This window comes from Pseudomonas sp. S3_B11 (assembly GCF_054667715.1).
Genome location: NZ_CP162749.1, coordinates 5,169,073 through 5,183,628, shown reverse-complemented (window position 1 = coordinate 5,183,628; position 14,556 = coordinate 5,169,073). Strand labels below are relative to the sequence as shown.

Here is a 14,556-nt window from a genome sequence, read left to right as displayed (position 1 = left end):
GACCAGTTTGTCCCGGGCGAGGGATAGGCGGCCCAGGTGCTGTGACGCGGCAAACAGCGCGGGCAAGTAGGCCGGGGCGCCATTGGCGTATTGGGCCAGTTGGTCGAGGCTGGCACTCAGTTCACGCTCGGCCTGCAGCAGCAAGGCCTGCGGATCGCCGGCCAGTTTGCCGGCGGCCAGCAGATCGGTCTTGCTGAAGCTATCGAGGTTCGACAGGCTCGGGCGCAGGGGCTTGGCCAGTGCCGGGGGAAATTGATCGAGGTCTTTTTGCAGGGTCTCCAGGGCCTGGGTGGCAGCACTCAGGCGCAAGGCGTCGCCGCTGGCCAGGTAGTCCTCGATATTGCGCGCCACTTCGCTCTGGAACTGCCGCGACAATCCCAGGTAGCGCTCCATCAGCAGATAGGGGCGCTCCAGGGCAATCTGCGACCACCACAGCGTGACCCCAAGGCCCAGGCACACGGCAACTAAAAGAAGGGTGTTGAGATTGGTCAGCAACTTCAGGCGCATTAAAGGTCTACCAGGGGCAGAATCGTAAGTGCCTGAAGTTATTGCGTTTGCGTTACAGGTTTATGACCGAATCGGTCGATTCCGATGAAAAGGTGGCACTTTGCTTTGATTGGCGGGCGCTCTGCACCCGGTTGCGCCCGGCGTGCTTGGCGCGGTACAGCGCTTCGTCCGCCTGGCTGGCCATCATCAGGCTGTCGAAGTCATCGCTCATCTCCACTACACCGGCGCTGAAGGTACACCACAAGTCATGGGGCTGGGCCGGGTAGTGGATTTCGGCAAAGCGCTGGCGAATTTCATCCAGCACTTTGCAGGCGGCGTCGATGTCGGTGTCGGGCATGACGATGGCGAACTCTTCGCCGCCGTAACGGCCGATGAAGTCGGTCTTGCGCAGGCGCTGCTTGAGAAACAGCGCCAGGCTCTTGATCACCCGGTCCCCCATGGGGTGGCCGTGGCTGTCATTGACCCGTTTGAAATGGTCGATGTCGAGCATGGCGAAGCTCAGGGGCTTGCCTTCGCGGCGGGCGCGGAAGCTGCAGTCCTCGAGCAGTTGCAGGATATGGGTGTGGTTGTAGAGCCCGGTGAGGCTGTCGCGCACCATCCGCGCCTTGAGGTTGCGCGCCCGGGCGGCACGGTTGCGCACCGTGGTGATCAGGTGCCGGGGCTTGATCGGTTTGGTCAGGAAGTCGTCGCCACCTTCGCTCATGGCGTCGAGTTGCTTGTCCAGGTCGTCTTCGGCGGACAGGTAGATGATCGGCACGCTGACGTAGCGGTCGTTGTGGCGTATCACCTTGGCCAGTTCCGTGCCGGTGCAGGCGGGCATATACATGTCGAGGATGATCAGGTCGGGCTGGAAGTCCGCCAGTTCGGCCATGGCCTGGATCGGCTCGATCAGCGTGCGGGTGATGATGCCGGCGCTGTTGAGCAGGCGTTCGGTGTGCATGGCCTGGGCACGGGAGTCGTCGATGATCAGCACTTTGTACGGATCGTACTGGGCAACGCAGGTCAGCACTTCGATCTTTTCCAGCAGGCTCGAGGCTTCGAGGGTGCCGGTGAGAAATTCCTGCCCACCGGCGCGCACCGCGGCCAGGCGTGTCGGCGTGTCGGTTTCCATCAAACTGAAGAACAACAGTGGCAGCGGTTGCTCCAGGCCTTCCTGGGCTTCGGCGGCCAGTTTCAGGCCGGCGCCGGGGCCGCTGAAATCCACATCCATGACGATCGCCGCCGGCAGGCGCTCGACCATCGAGGCGCGGAACGCCACGACACTGTTCAGCGCCTGGGCGCTGAGGCCGAAGAACTCCAACTGCTTGGCCAGGCGCTCGGCGCGGTCATGGTCCTGCAGCAACACGTAGATGGGTTTGCGCAGCGGCGGCAGGAAGGTTTGTTCGAGCTGGTCGCCATGGCGCAGGCCAGTACGAGACAAGCGCTGCATCAGGCGGTTGATTTCGGTGATCAGGTGGCTGCTCAGGCGCCCGCGATTGGCGTCCACCGCTTGCAGCGACTGGCTGATGCCTTGGGCCAGTTGGGAGTGTTCGGGCTGTTCGAAGCGCTCGGCAAAGCGCAGCAGGCGCAGGTTGGCTTCGCTGAGCTCCGACAGGTCGGTGCTTGACCACTCACTGCGTTGCAGGCGCTGCCAAATCTCCAGGATCTGACGAGCCTGATGAATTACCCGCTGGGCAAAGTGGTGCTTGAGGCGCTCACGGCTGGGGTCTTCTGGCTCGGTCATATCCTGACTACTAGTTAGGGTGCATGCTGAGATCGACTGGTGGCTCTATGCTAGCACCTCTTTTCCTTCGCATGAGTGTCATACGTCAATATTCTGTCCAGTCGCGAAATTCAGTTTGTGACTGACCGGTCTCGTAGGCCGATGGCAACGCTTCCTTTATAGTGCTGTTCGATTGCCCTGTCGCGCCCGGCATGATTGGCGCCGCATTATCGCGTTTCAAATCAGGCACGATGGCGTAGGGTTGTGGTCGAACCGAGAACTCAAGTGATTGAAGGGATATCACCATGCTGGACTGGAAAAATCGCGCGGGCAGCGCGCCTGAACGTGCCGCCGAGCCGAAATCGGACACCCGCAGCTACCTGGGTGGGCTTTTTTTCAGCCGCGCACTGGCGACGCTGATCGGCCTTTACCTGCTGGTGACCATTGCCGTCGGCTGGTATTGGAGCCAGGAGCCCGCGCTGTTCCCTGTGCAGCAGAACGCCCAGGCCGCAGCGGAGAAAGATGGCCGGCAGATGGTGGTGGGCTACACCACGGTCGAGACGCTCAAGACGGTGGCCGGAACCCTGCTGAGCAAGCCGGGTGGCTACATCTCCAACGACCGCTTCCCGCCTGGCCTGTGGATGGACAACATGCCGAGCTGGGAATACGGCGTGCTGGTGCAGGTCCGCGACCTGAGCCGCGCCCTGCGCAAGGACTTCGCCCGTTCCCAGTCGCAGTCCGCCGAGGACGCCGACCTGGCCAAGGCCGAGCCGCGCTTCAACTTCGACAACCGCAGTTGGGTGCTGCCCTCCAGCGAGTCTGAATACCAGGAGGGCATCAATTCCCTGAGTCGCTACCAGGCGCGCCTGTCCGACCCGAGCCAGAAAAGCGCACTGTTCTACGCCCGCGCCGACAACCTGAACAACTGGCTGGGGGATGTCGGCACTCGCCTGGGTTCGTTGTCCCAGCGCCTGTCGGCCAGCGTTGGCCGGGTCAAGCTCAACACCTCGCTGAAAACCGAAGTCCCGGCCCCGGGCCAGGTACCACAGGTGGATGAAGAGGTAGTCGAGACCCCGTGGCTGCAAATCGATAACGTGTTCTATGAAGCTCGTGGCCAGGCGTGGGCGTTGTCGCACCTGCTGCGCGCCATCGAAGTGGACTTCGCCGATGTCCTGGCGAAAAAGAACGCCACGGTCAGCGTGCGGCAGATCATTCGTGAACTGGAAGCGTCCCAGGAACCGGTCTGGAGCCCGATGATCCTCAACGGCAGCGGCTTCGGTGTATTGGCGAACCACTCGCTGGTCATGGCCAACTACATTTCCCGAGCCAACGCAGCGGTCATCGACTTGCGGCAACTGCTGAACCAGGGTTGATTCATGAGCGAAAGCCCCCGGGAGGTCGCTCATCGAGTGGCCTCGGATGCCGAGCTGATTGCGTGGGTCGATGAGCACGACAATCTGCTCGGCAGCGTGGTGCGCTCAGAGCTGCGTGAGCGTGGCCTGATCGGACGCGGCACCTACATCATGCTGTTCAATTCGTCCGGTGAGCTGTGTGTACATCGGCGCACCCTGAGCAAGGCCATCTACCCAGGTTTCTGGGACGTGGCGGCGGGGGGCATGGTGCAGGCCGATGAGACCTACGCCGAATCGGCTGCCCGTGAGCTGGCGGAAGAGTTGGGCGTGAGCGGCGTGGAACTGACCGCCCACGACCATTTCTATTTCGAAGACCCTGGCAGTCGCCTGTGGTGCTCGGCGTTCTCGGCGGTATGGGACGGCCCGTTGGTCCTGCAGCCCGAAGAAGTCCTCGAGGCGCGTTTCCTGCCCCTCGAGCAGGTGCTCGATGAAATCCAGCGCAAGCCTTACTGCCCGGACTCCCTGGCGGCGCTTGAACGCTATTTGCGCGTCCATGGCAGCGGCGTCGCAAAGAAGCTATAAATTGGCGCTGATTGGCCCTTAGCAAGTCGGCTTTTTGCCGTTACACTGCGCGACTTTTCAAGCTGAACCGTGTCTGCGGTCCAGTAGCGCTGCCCCTGCCTGAGTGGGGTTTCGCGGTCGAGGCATGTTCCCCCTCGACCAGTCTTTGTCCTCCCGAGAGGATTGCCGGTGGCCAAAAAAGCCGCATCCTTCGCCGCCCTGGGCGGCCTGGTATTTTCTACCGACGCCGGTCGTCATTGTCCTGATTGCCGTCAGCCGGTGGATGCCTGCATCTGCAAACAGACCGCCATCCCTGCCGGTGACGGCATTGCGCGCGTGCGCCGTGAAAGCAAAGGTCGCGGCGGCAAGACGGTGACCACGATCACTGGCGTGCCGTTGGCCGAAGACGCGCTCAAGGAGCTGGCCACCACGTTGAAGAAGCGCTGTGGCACCGGTGGTGCGTTGAAAGACGGCATCATCGAGATCCAGGGCGATCACGTCGAGCTGCTGCTGGCGGAACTGGTCAAGCACGGCTTCAAGGCAAAGAAATCCGGCGGCTAGCAGCCTCTGTGAAAACCACCCTCGGCTTGACCCGAACCCAACGTTCGAGGTCGCCCGCATGGTTTTCACAGAGCCTGTTCTGAACGGGTTTCTAAACTCATCGCTGGGAGCAGGGTCTACCTTGCTAACAGGCAATTCGTCATTTTCACTCTCTAGACTGCCCCAGCCTCCGACCGGATGGTGCATTTTGACTTCTTTATAGGGGACTTCGATGTCCGTACGACGCACACGCAAAGACGATGGCAGCCAATGGACAGTTGCGGACAGCCGCAGTGTTTACGGGATTCGCCATTGGGGGGCCGGGTATTTCGCGATCAATGAAGCCGGTCGCGTCGAAGTCCGTCCGAACGGTCCCGACAGCTCGCCCATCGACCTGTTCGAGCAAGTCGACCAGTTGCGCCAGAGCGGCCTGTCGCTGCCCTTGCTGGTGCGCTTCCCCGATATCCTGCAAGACCGTGTGCGCCAGCTCACCGGCGCCTTCGACAGCAACATCGCGCGCCTGGAATACCAGAGCAAGTACACCGCGCTCTACCCGATCAAGGTCAACCAGCAGGAAGCGGTGATCGAGAACATCATCGCCACCCAGAACGTCTCCATCGGCCTGGAAGCCGGTTCCAAGCCGGAGCTGCTGGCGGTCCTGGCCCTGGCGCCGAAGGGCGGCACCATCGTCTGCAACGGCTACAAGGACCGCGAATTCATCCGTCTGGCGCTGATGGGCCAGAAGCTCGGTCACAACGTCTTCATCGTTATCGAGAAAGAGTCCGAAGTCGGCCTGGTGATCGAAGAGGCGGCAACGCTCAAGGTCAAGCCGCAGGTCGGCTTGCGCGTGCGCCTGTCGTCCCTGGCGTCGAGCAAGTGGGCCGATACCGGTGGCGAGAAGTCCAAGTTCGGCTTGTCGGCCGCGCAACTGCTGTCGGTGGTCGAGCGCTTCCGGGCTGCCGGCCTGGACCAGGGTATTCGCCTGCTGCACTTCCACATGGGCTCGCAGATCGCCAACCTGGCGGACTACCAGCACGGCTTCAAGGAAGCGATCCGTTACTACGGTGAGCTGCGCAACCTCGGCCTGCCGGTGGATCACATCGACGTCGGCGGTGGCTTGGGTGTGGACTACGACGGCACGCACTCGCGCAATGCCAGTTCGATCAACTACGACATGGACGATTACGCCGGTGTCGTGGTCGGCATGCTCAAGGAGTTCTGCGATGCCCAGAGCCTGCCGCATCCGAACATCTTCTCCGAAAGCGGCCGCTCGCTGACCGCTCACCACGCCATGCTGGTGGTGCAGGTGACCGACGTCGAGAAACACAACGACGACGTGCCGGCGATCGACAACAAGCAGGAACTGCCGGAAACCGTGCAATGGCTGGTCGACCTGCTGGGCCCGACCGATATCGAGATGGTCACCGAGACTTACTGGCGCGCCACCCACTACATGAGCGACGTGGCGACCCAATATGCCGACGGCAAGCTGACCCTGGCCGAAAAAGCCTTGGCCGAGCAGTGCTACTTTGCGGTGTGCCGTCGCCTGCACAACTCGTTGAAGGCGCGCCAGCGCTCGCACCGCCAGGTGCTGGATGAGCTCAACGACAAGTTGGCCGACAAATACATCTGCAACTTCTCGGTGTTCCAGAGCCTGCCGGACACCTGGGCCATCGGCCAGGTGTTGCCGATCCTGCCGCTGCATCGCCTGGACGAAGAGCCGCTGCGCCGCGCCGTGCTACAAGACCTGACCTGTGACTCCGACGGCAAGATCAAGCAGTACGTCGACGAGCAGAGCATCGAGACCAGCCTGCCGGTTCACGCACTCAAGCCGGATGAAGACTATCTGCTGGGCATCTTCCTGGTGGGCGCCTACCAGGAAATCCTCGGTGACATGCACAACCTGTTCGGTGACACCGACTCGGTGAACATCTACCAGAACGCCGATGGCAGCGTGTACCACGCCGGTATCGAAACCCACGACACCATCGAGGACATGCTGCGCTACGTGCACCTGTCGCCGGAGGAGTTGATGACTCACTACCGCGACAAGTGCGCCAGCGCCCGCATCAGCGCCGCTGAACGTACCCAGTTCCTCGATGCCTTGCGCCTGGGGCTGACGCGTTCGTCCTATCTGTCTTCCTGATAGAACCCTGTGGCGGGAGCAAGCTCCCTCGCCACAGGTTTATTTAACTGATCGGCAATGCCCTCCCGGGCTGTCAGAAAATGCACCGCACGCTGCGGGTTTTTTCGGACAGTCCCGGAGGGCGTTTTTATTTGTGCCGTCGTTATTTCTGAACGTCGGTGCATTTAACCGGCGATGTCCTTATTTCGTGTAGTCCCTTTCCTAACTTGTACTTGGCCCCTCTACTCGGCCATGGCTCTCGGCGAGAATCCCCGACCGCCCCTCCTGTAGAGAAACGCCGATGTCCGATCCAGCCAGCGAACCAGCCTTTCGTCTGGAGATAGCCGGTCTGCCCGAGCCTGTTGACGTCGTGGCTTTCACGGGTAGCGAAGCGATCAGCGAACCCTTCGTCTATGAAGCACAGCTGTTGTTGCGCGACGCGGACCTGGACCTGGCGGGCCTGTTGTACCGCAGCGTCTGGTTGAGTTTCGGGACCCCAGGCCGAGGCATTCATGGGCAGCTTCATGAGTTGGTCCAACACCGTCATGGCGCCGGCTGCCGGGTGCGTATCGGGCCGAAGCTGGCCTGTCTGGCGCAGCGTTTCAGCCAGCGGGTCTTCAGCGCCCGTTCGGTGCCGCAGATCATTCGCCAGGTGCTCAAGGCCCATGGCATCAGTGGCCGCAGTCTGTGCCTGGACTTGAGTGGCGATTATCCGCTGCAGGATTTCTGTACCCAGTATCGAGAGTCGGACCTGCAGTTCCTGCAGCGCCTATGCGCCCAGGCGGGTATCCACTTTCATTTCGAACACACTCGGGACGGGCATTGCCTGGTGTTCGCTGATAATCCGCACAGTTTTCCCCCAGGCGGTAAGGCGGGTTATGCGGACGACGAGCCGATTGCCGCGGTGCGCTCCTTCAGCGTGCAAACCGATGTGTCGGGGGCGCAGGTCGCCCAGGGCCGCAGCGATTTGATGAACCTGCAGAGTGGTCAGGTGCTGACGCTGACGGCCCATCCGTTTGCCGGCTGGAACCGGCGCTGGCTGCTGACGAAGGTCGAGCATCGCGCACAGGCGGGGGTGTACGGCAATCATTTCAAGGCGATTCCCCGGGGCGTGCTGTTCGTGCCGGACGAGGTCCCTGCAAAACCACGCATGGTGAGCCGGCAACGTGGCTGGGTCGTGGCGGTGGATGAACCGCCGGAGCTGGGAGCGGGGCGCGTGGCGGTGCAGTTTGACTGGGTCTACCAGGGCGAAGGTTCCAGCCCCAGTCATTGCTGGCTGCCTTTGGCGCCCGAACTGGCCATGGGCGGGGCGGACGCCTTGAGTGACGGCACCGAGGTGCTGGTGAGCTTTATCGAAGGCGATCCGGATCGGCCATTGATCAGTGCATTTCTGAATGCGCCTGCCCCAGTAGAGGTTGTGGATGAATCATCCACAGGCGAAACATATGGGCCGTCGGTTGCCGATCCGCGCCTGTTGTCCGCAATCCGGGACGCCGAGCCGCTGATCTTGTTGTGCTTGTTGCCCGAAGGCGGGCCTTTCAACCCCTGCGCCCAGCCACTGTGCACCTGCCGTATGCTCATGCGGCGCGGTGCGGGCATTGCTCGATGAACGCCGCGGCCCTGTCTGGATCAACGCCGCAATGGCTGCTGCTCGACGTACCGAGTGCGCCTGGCGCTGGGCGGCTTGTGCGCGCGCAGTTCGCCAAGGCCCGGTGCTTTGCCTTGTTTGAAAACACCGAGCTGCATGGGCTGCGAGAGCACGGTCCGCTGTTGGTGGATTTGCGCCATTCGCCTGCGCTGGTCAGCCTCTGTCATCTGGACCCACGTTCCTGGCCGGGGCTGTTGTTGGTCAGCCCATCGCCCGCTGCGCAATTGCTGGCGCATCTGCGACGCATGCTGACGGTGACCCTGGGCCTGCATCACAAAGCGTTGTTGAGCTATTACAACCCGCACATCGCCAGCTACTTCTTCGACGGTTGCGACCCTCGGGAGCTCAGTTGTTGGCTGGGGCCGATCAGTTTGTTGCGCTGGTTTGGCGGCACCTGGGCCGACCGGGCGATCGGCAGCCAGGGTTGGCAACAACTGTCCAACCCGGGGCTGTCGGTGGCGGCGCTGGAGAAGGAGCACGGCCTCAGCGACCGACAACAGGGCCAGTTGCAACGATGCCTGCTGGAGCATCACGCCTGGCAATGGTCCCGTGCTACCGGATGTGATTACCAGCGGCTCTGGGGGAATTTGCAGCAGGGCCTGGCGCTGGGGTTTACCGAGCGGGCGGTGCTCGATGACTGGCTGTGGCTGCGCCTGCAATACCCCGATGCGCGGCCAGTATCTGGCCTGGTGGGCGGTTCGCAGCGCGAGCGGTTCGAGCATCTGCGTCGGCGGTGGCAGGGCCGCCAGGATTGAGCGTTAGTGGGCAGATGCGCCGAGCCAGCGATCGTGTCGCTGCAAGTACCAGGCGAAAGCACCGAGGGTCAGGCTGCGCAGGGCCATGAACAGCAGGAAGGTGATCCACAGCCCATGGTTGCCCAACCCTTGCAGCGCCCAGGCGATGGGCAGCACCAGCAGCAGGGTCAGTAGCATGCCGTTGCGCATTTCCCGGGCACGGGTGGCGCCGATGAACAGTCCGTCGAGCAAGTAACTCCAGACCGCAATCAGTGGCAGGGCTGCCAGGTATGGCAGGTAGTGATAAGCGGTGGCGCGCACGTCGGGAATGTTGGTCTGCATGTCGATGAACAGGTGGCCGACGAGCAGGAACAGCAGTGCAAAGCCCAGGCTGGCAATCAACGACCAGCCGCACGCCACCACCAGCGAGCGACGCAGGGCCAGGCGGTCGCGGGCGCCAATGGCATGACCGCACAGCGCTTCGACGGCATGGGCCAGGCCGTCCAGGGCATGGGCTGTCAGCAACAGGCCGTTGAGCAGCAGGGCATTGGCCGCGACGGTCGCATCCCCCAGGCGTGCGCCTTGCACGGTGATCAGGAAAAACACCGCTTGCAGCGCCAGGCTGCGGATGAAAATGTCCCGGTTCACCGCCAGCAACGGGCGCCAGCTGTGCCACAGTCCCAGGGCGGCCCAGGCGATTTGCCCGGGCCAGGCGCGCAGTGTGTTGCGGGCCAGGGCCAGGCCGACCAGCGCGCCGGTCCACTCGGCGATTACCGACGCCCGGGCCGAGCCGGTCACGCCCCAGTCCAGGCCGATCACGAACCACAGGTTCAGGGCGATGTTGACCAGGTTGGTTACCAGCAGGATCGCCAGCGGGGCCCGGGCATTCTGGGCGCCGAGGAACCAGCCTACCAGCGCATAGCTGGCCAGCGCCGCCGGCAAGCCGAAGAGTCGGGTGTGGAAGAAGTCACGGGTCAACTGGTTGAGCTCGGCGGACGGCTGCATGAAGTGCAACGCCACGTCGCTCAATGGCACGCCGACGGCACCGAGCAGTACCGCCAACCCCATCGCCAACAGCAGTCCTTGCAACAACACTTGTCGCAACGCCGCCCCGTCACCACGTCCGGCGGCCTGGGCGGCGAACCCGGTGGTGCCCATGCGCAAGAAGCCCATGGCCCACGCCAGTACCGTATACAAACTCGCCCCGACCGCCACGGCGCCCAACTGATGAGCATGGGGCAAATGGCCGATGACGGTGCTGTCCACCAAGGCCACCAGCGGTACGGAAATGTTCGAGAGAATCATCGGCGCAGCCAGCGCCCAGACCCGGCGATGGGTAAGGCGGTCGCGCCAGTCGGTGGTCAGGTTGGACATGCGGGCTCCTTGATGGAGCGCGATTGTAGCGGGTTCTCGCATTGATCGTTCCCACGCTCCGCGTGTGAATGCCCCTAGGGACGCTCTGCGTTCGATCTCAAGAAAATCTGTGGGAGCAAGGCTTGCCCGCGATGAAGATGACGCGGTCTTTCAGGGAACCGAGGCGCCTGTATCGCGAGCAAGCTTTGCTCCCACCCAGTGCTCTGGGCCCTAGTGAATGATCCAACTCAACAACCACAACCCCAGCACCAGCCAGATGATGCCCATGACGATCGAGGCCCGCATGAACGCGCGGATCGCCGAGTAGAGCAGCATCAGCCCGAGGATCAGCGCGATGATGCTGATGATCGAGGTGTCCATGCCCAGGGTGCGTGATAGCCCATCGACGAAGTTGCCGCCAGCATTGGCCAGGGTGTTGAACAAGCCGCTGAGCAGGTCGACGATGAAACGGATCACCGAACCGAGCGCCTGGCCGAGCCATTCGAAAAAGCTTTCTACCTGCATATGTGCATCCTGATGGGAGGGGATCCGAGCTGAGCCGTTGGCTCCTGATTGTAGGAGCTGTGGCGGCCGAGTTGGTTCGATTATGGGGCAAACCGTCGCTTCGTACCGAGACTCTTGCCTTCCCTGGTCATCCCCCTGAAGCTATGCGCATTCAGGAGAACCCGATGAACCTTGTTGAACTGACCGAACGCCTGCATGCCATTCGTGACCGTAACGATTGGCGGCAATTCCACAGCCCGAAAAACCTCGCCATGGCCGCCAGTGTGGAAATGGCCGAACTGGTGGAGATTTTCCAGTGGCTGACCGAGGACCAGTCGCGCCAGTTGCCGGCGGACAAACTGGCCCACGCCGGGCAGGAGGTCGGTGACATCGTGTTGTACCTGTTGCTGCTTTGCAGCGAACTGGGCCTGGACATGGACGCCGTGGTGCGCAGCAAGCTCGCCGACAGCGAACGGCGGTTCGGCCAATGAGCGACCGTCATTTCGATCAGCTCGCCACGCGCTTTGCGGAAAAAATCTACGGCGGGGCCAAGGGTGCGATCCGCCTGGCGGTGCTTCAGGCCGATCTGCTGGAAAGCTTGCCACAGCGTCCGTTGCGCGTGCTGGACATCGGCGCGGGCCTGGGCCACATGTCGTTGTGGCTGGCCGAGCGCGGTCACCAGGTGACCCTGGCCGAGCCGGCCGAGCCCATGCTCGAAGGCGCCCGCCAGCGCTTTGCCGAGGCGGGCCAGAGCGCCACGTTCATCCAGGCACCGTGGCAGGACCTGCTCGGCCAGCTCACCGAGCCTTACGACCTGGTGTTGTGTCACGCGGTGCTGGAGTGGCTGGCTGAGCCCTATGCGATCCTGCCGGTGCTGCATCAACTCACAGTCCCGGGCGGCTGGCTGTCCCTGGCGTTCTACAACCGCGACGCGCTGGTCTATCGCAACCTGCTCAAGGGGCATTTTCGCAAGTTGCGCAAAAACGACATGGCCGGCGAAAAACAGAGCCTGACGCCGCAACAACCCCTTGATCCGCGAGAATTGGCGGCGCAACTTGAAGGCCTGTGGCAGGTCGAAAACCAGAGTGGTGTGCGGGTTTTCCATGACTACATGCCGGTGGAGTTCCAGGGCCGCGTGGAGCTTGCGCAGTTGCTGGAAATGGAACTGGCCCACCGTCGCCATCCGGCGTTTGCCGGGTTGGGACGTTATCTGCACTGGATCTGCCGTTCAGTGTGACCGGAGAGCGAAATGAAAGGTCGTTCAGGGTTGTTGATGCTGTGTCTGGGACTGGCGGCTTGCCAGGGCAGCAACCCCTATGTCGCCACGTCCAATCCGCTGCCGCCGGCGCCGCCCGAGGCCGCCACGGTGTTTGACCGCAGTGCTTATCCTGCGCCGCCCCGTGACTACGGGCGCTACCGCAGTTGGGCCTGGCGCGACGGGCGCCTGCCGTCGGGTACCGCCTGGGCGGATTCGGCCCAGGTGGCCGAAGCGGTGAGCAATGCCCTGGACCAGCGTGGCCTGCGCCCGCTGCATGACAACCGTCCCGCCGACCTGTTCGTCAGCGCCGACCTGCGCCTGGAAACCCGCGTGCGCCAGGTCCGGGATGACTACGATGCCGGCTACTACGGCGGCTATAACCGTTATGACCGCTATGGTCCGGGTTATGGCATGTACCATCCGGTGCCGATGGTGCGCACGTATCAGGAGCAGGTCGTGGTGGTGCGGGTAGACCTGTTCGATGCCCGTACGGGGCAACCGGTGTGGAGCGCCAGCGCCGAGACCGGCCAGCGGGGCAGTCAGAGCGAGCGCACCGATGCCATTCGTGCGGCGGTGGAAAAAGCCATGTCGGCGTATCCTCCAAGTTGATTACGCAACGGAGATAAACCATGTTTCGCCGTCTTGCTCTACTGGCCTTCACCCTGTTGCTGGGCGCTTGTGCCTCTAACCAGGTCAACCATGACTTCGACACCAGCCGCGATTTCGCGGCGTATCGCAGTTGGAGCTGGAAAGAGCCGGCGCTGCAATATCGCCCCGATGACCCTCGCATCAAGAGCGACCTGACCGAACAGCGGATCCGCCAGGCGGTTGCCGATCAACTCGACCAGCGCGGCCTGCGTCCGGCGGCTGGCGGGCATGGCGATGTACTGGTCCAGGCCTATTTGATCGTCGAGGACCGCCAGCAGCAGATCACCACCAACTACGGCGGCGGCGGTTGGGGCGGCCCTTGGAATGGCTATTGGGGCGGACCGATGTACAACGAAACCCGCAACATCAGCTACAAGGTCGCCACCGTGCAGATCGACCTGCTCGATGGCAAGGACGGCAAGCTGGTGTGGCGTGGCAGTGACGAACAACTGCTCAGCAACTCCCCCAACCCGACTGACCGCAACACGGCCGTGCGCGAGACGGTGGGACGGATCCTGTCCAACTACCCGCCGCGTTGACCACGACGTATTCAAGATGGATGTGAGCTGACCCACCGCCATCGCGAGCAAGCTCGCTCCCACAGGGATTTTGTGGCGGCCACCTGTTCTGTGAACACCCCGGAACAAACTGTGGGAGCGAGCTTGCTCGCGATGACGGCAATACATTCAACCTGGATGTAAGCAGACCCACCGCCTTCGCGAGCAGGCTCGCTCCCACAGGGGAAGGGTGTGGAGACCATCATGGTGCTCAGGCAACCGGCCGCCACTCTCCTACCATATGCTCCAAACCCCCAGCCCCTACCAGTTGCAGTTGCCCACTGGACCCCTCCGCGCTCGACAGCAGTATCACCTCACTGGGCAGGCGCACCGGTTTCTTGAAGGTCACATCGATCTCGATGTTGGCCTCGGGCAGGTGGTCATCCAGCGCCGCCAAGGTCCGGGCCTTGTTCCACAGGCCATGGGCGATGGCGGTGGGGAAGCCGAACAACCGGGCGCTGATGCCGCTCAGGTGAATCGGGTTGTAGTCGCCGGACACCTTGGCGTATTGCCGGCCGATGTCCGTTGGTGCGGTCCAGCGTGCGACTTCAATCAAGGACAGGCTGGCCTGCGGCGAGTCCTCCACGAGTGCCCCGTCGAGCTGGACGCCTTTGCACAGCATCTGGCTCTGGGCCTCCCATAGCGGCCCCAACTGATCATCGAGGCGGGTCACCAGGTCGAATACCACGCCCTTGGGGTGGGCTTGAAGATTCTCGACATTGACGCTGGCCCGCACCTGGCCAACCCCGCCCATGGGCCGCAATACACGAATGCGGTTGCTCAAGTGGATCAGCCCCAGCAGTGGGAATGGAAAATTCCGTGCGGTGAGCAATTGCATTTGCAGGGCAAACGCCAAGACGTGGGGATAGGTCGACGGCAGCAGTCCGTTATCGACGAAACCGCAGACTTTGCGATAGGCCGCCAGGCGTTGCGGGTCGACTTGAAGCACTTGACGCAGTCCTTCCTCGGGCAGGGTCGTTCCGGTGACCTTGCGCCGTGTCACCGCTTTCCAGTAAAGCCCGGACATGGAGGACGGGCTGCTGACTTCCTGCCATTGGATCGTCATG

14 protein-coding genes are annotated in these 14,556 nt (G+C 62.7%); 10 read left to right on the top strand and 4 right to left on the bottom strand.

Annotated features, from left to right (window positions below; translation table 11 throughout):
- Positions 1-559 precede the first annotated feature (559 nt).
- Positions 560-2,230: a GGDEF domain-containing response regulator gene (locus AB4O22_RS23315; RefSeq protein ID WP_223470795.1), complete on the bottom strand. Its 1,671-nt coding sequence runs from the start codon at positions 2,228-2,230 to the stop codon at positions 560-562.
- A gap of 284 nt (positions 2,231-2,514) precedes the next feature.
- Here AB4O22_RS23315 and AB4O22_RS23310 point away from each other — a divergent pair, with 284 nt between their 5' ends.
- The 6 genes from AB4O22_RS23310 (at position 2,515) to AB4O22_RS23285 (ending at position 9,190) form a co-directional block, all read left to right on the top strand.
- Complete coding sequence (locus AB4O22_RS23310) at positions 2,515-3,582, top strand: DUF2333 family protein (RefSeq protein WP_003197431.1); 1,068 nt, start codon at positions 2,515-2,517, stop codon at positions 3,580-3,582.
- A gap of 3 nt (positions 3,583-3,585) precedes the next feature.
- The gene (locus AB4O22_RS23305; protein ID WP_003197433.1) at positions 3,586-4,143 is read left to right on the top strand and encodes an NUDIX hydrolase; all 558 of its coding nucleotides are present in this window, start codon (positions 3,586-3,588) and stop codon (positions 4,141-4,143) included.
- A 168-nt stretch (positions 4,144-4,311) separates the two neighbouring features.
- Complete coding sequence (locus AB4O22_RS23300) at positions 4,312-4,683, top strand: translation initiation factor Sui1 (RefSeq protein WP_003197435.1); 372 nt, start codon at positions 4,312-4,314, stop codon at positions 4,681-4,683.
- Between the two features lie 211 nt (positions 4,684-4,894).
- A complete protein-coding gene (speA, locus tag AB4O22_RS23295) occupies positions 4,895-6,808 on the top strand; it encodes an arginine decarboxylase (protein ID WP_003197437.1) in 1,914 nt (637 codons plus the stop codon).
- Between the two features lie 280 nt (positions 6,809-7,088).
- Entirely contained in the window at positions 7,089-8,396 is a 1,308-nt protein-coding gene (locus AB4O22_RS23290; protein ID WP_460097265.1) for a type VI secretion system Vgr family protein, read from the top strand.
- Entirely contained in the window at positions 8,393-9,190 is a 798-nt protein-coding gene (locus tag AB4O22_RS23285) for a DUF4123 domain-containing protein (RefSeq protein ID WP_460097264.1), read from the top strand. The genes AB4O22_RS23290 and AB4O22_RS23285 overlap by 4 nt, the downstream gene beginning before the upstream one ends.
- A gap of 3 nt (positions 9,191-9,193) precedes the next feature.
- Here AB4O22_RS23285 and AB4O22_RS23280 read toward each other — a convergent pair whose 3' ends face one another.
- Positions 9,194-10,543, bottom strand: coding sequence for an MATE family efflux transporter (locus AB4O22_RS23280; protein ID WP_223470789.1), 1,350 nt, complete (start codon positions 10,541-10,543; stop codon positions 9,194-9,196).
- Positions 10,544-10,753: 210 nt separating this feature from the next.
- A complete protein-coding gene (locus AB4O22_RS23275) occupies positions 10,754-11,047 on the bottom strand; it encodes a hypothetical protein (RefSeq protein WP_003197447.1) in 294 nt (97 codons plus the stop codon).
- 164 nt (positions 11,048-11,211) lie between these two features.
- On the opposite strand from AB4O22_RS23275, the gene AB4O22_RS23270 reads away from it, so the two are divergent.
- The 4 genes from AB4O22_RS23270 to AB4O22_RS23255 are packed head-to-tail and all read left to right on the top strand — an operon-like array spanning position 11,212 to position 13,471.
- Entirely contained in the window at positions 11,212-11,517 is a 306-nt protein-coding gene (locus AB4O22_RS23270) for a MazG-like family protein (protein ID WP_003186192.1), read from the top strand.
- A complete protein-coding gene (locus tag AB4O22_RS23265; RefSeq protein ID WP_460097263.1) occupies positions 11,514-12,263 on the top strand; it encodes a methyltransferase domain-containing protein in 750 nt (249 codons plus the stop codon). The genes AB4O22_RS23270 and AB4O22_RS23265 overlap by 4 nt, the downstream gene beginning before the upstream one ends.
- A 12-nt stretch (positions 12,264-12,275) precedes the next feature.
- A complete protein-coding gene (locus tag AB4O22_RS23260) occupies positions 12,276-12,893 on the top strand; it encodes a DUF4136 domain-containing protein (protein ID WP_014336399.1) in 618 nt (205 codons plus the stop codon).
- Positions 12,894-12,913: 20 nt separating this feature from the next.
- The gene (locus AB4O22_RS23255; RefSeq protein ID WP_003197453.1) at positions 12,914-13,471 is read left to right on the top strand and encodes a DUF4136 domain-containing protein; all 558 of its coding nucleotides are present in this window, start codon (positions 12,914-12,916) and stop codon (positions 13,469-13,471) included.
- A 229-nt stretch (positions 13,472-13,700) separates the two neighbouring features.
- On the opposite strand, the gene AB4O22_RS23250 is transcribed toward AB4O22_RS23255, so the two are convergent.
- Positions 13,701-14,555, bottom strand: a complete 855-nt coding sequence (locus tag AB4O22_RS23250; protein WP_460097262.1) for a MaoC family dehydratase — start codon at positions 14,553-14,555, stop codon at positions 13,701-13,703.
- Position 14,556: the final 1 nt, after the last annotated feature.

Excerpts from the sequence above, each read along its gene's own strand:
- AB4O22_RS23315 (WP_223470795.1), bottom strand. The coding sequence starts at position 2,230 with ATGACCGAGCCAGAAGACCCCAGCCGTGAGCGCCTCAAGCACCACTTT.
- AB4O22_RS23310 (WP_003197431.1), top strand. The coding sequence starts at position 2,515 with ATGCTGGACTGGAAAAATCGCGCGGGCAGCGCGCCTGAACGTGCCGCC.
- AB4O22_RS23305 (WP_003197433.1), top strand. The coding sequence starts at position 3,586 with ATGAGCGAAAGCCCCCGGGAGGTCGCTCATCGAGTGGCCTCGGATGCC.
- speA (WP_003197437.1), top strand. The coding sequence starts at position 4,895 with ATGTCCGTACGACGCACACGCAAAGACGATGGCAGCCAATGGACAGTT.
- AB4O22_RS23290 (WP_460097265.1), top strand. The coding sequence starts at position 7,089 with ATGTCCGATCCAGCCAGCGAACCAGCCTTTCGTCTGGAGATAGCCGGT.
- AB4O22_RS23285 (WP_460097264.1), top strand. The coding sequence starts at position 8,393 with ATGAACGCCGCGGCCCTGTCTGGATCAACGCCGCAATGGCTGCTGCTC.
- AB4O22_RS23280 (WP_223470789.1), bottom strand. The coding sequence starts at position 10,543 with ATGTCCAACCTGACCACCGACTGGCGCGACCGCCTTACCCATCGCCGG.
- AB4O22_RS23275 (WP_003197447.1), bottom strand. The coding sequence starts at position 11,047 with ATGCAGGTAGAAAGCTTTTTCGAATGGCTCGGCCAGGCGCTCGGTTCG.
- AB4O22_RS23270 (WP_003186192.1), top strand. The coding sequence starts at position 11,212 with ATGAACCTTGTTGAACTGACCGAACGCCTGCATGCCATTCGTGACCGT.
- AB4O22_RS23265 (WP_460097263.1), top strand. The coding sequence starts at position 11,514 with ATGAGCGACCGTCATTTCGATCAGCTCGCCACGCGCTTTGCGGAAAAA.
- AB4O22_RS23260 (WP_014336399.1), top strand. The coding sequence starts at position 12,276 with ATGAAAGGTCGTTCAGGGTTGTTGATGCTGTGTCTGGGACTGGCGGCT.
- AB4O22_RS23255 (WP_003197453.1), top strand. The coding sequence starts at position 12,914 with ATGTTTCGCCGTCTTGCTCTACTGGCCTTCACCCTGTTGCTGGGCGCT.
- AB4O22_RS23250 (WP_460097262.1), bottom strand. The coding sequence starts at position 14,555 with ATGACGATCCAATGGCAGGAAGTCAGCAGCCCGTCCTCCATGTCCGGG.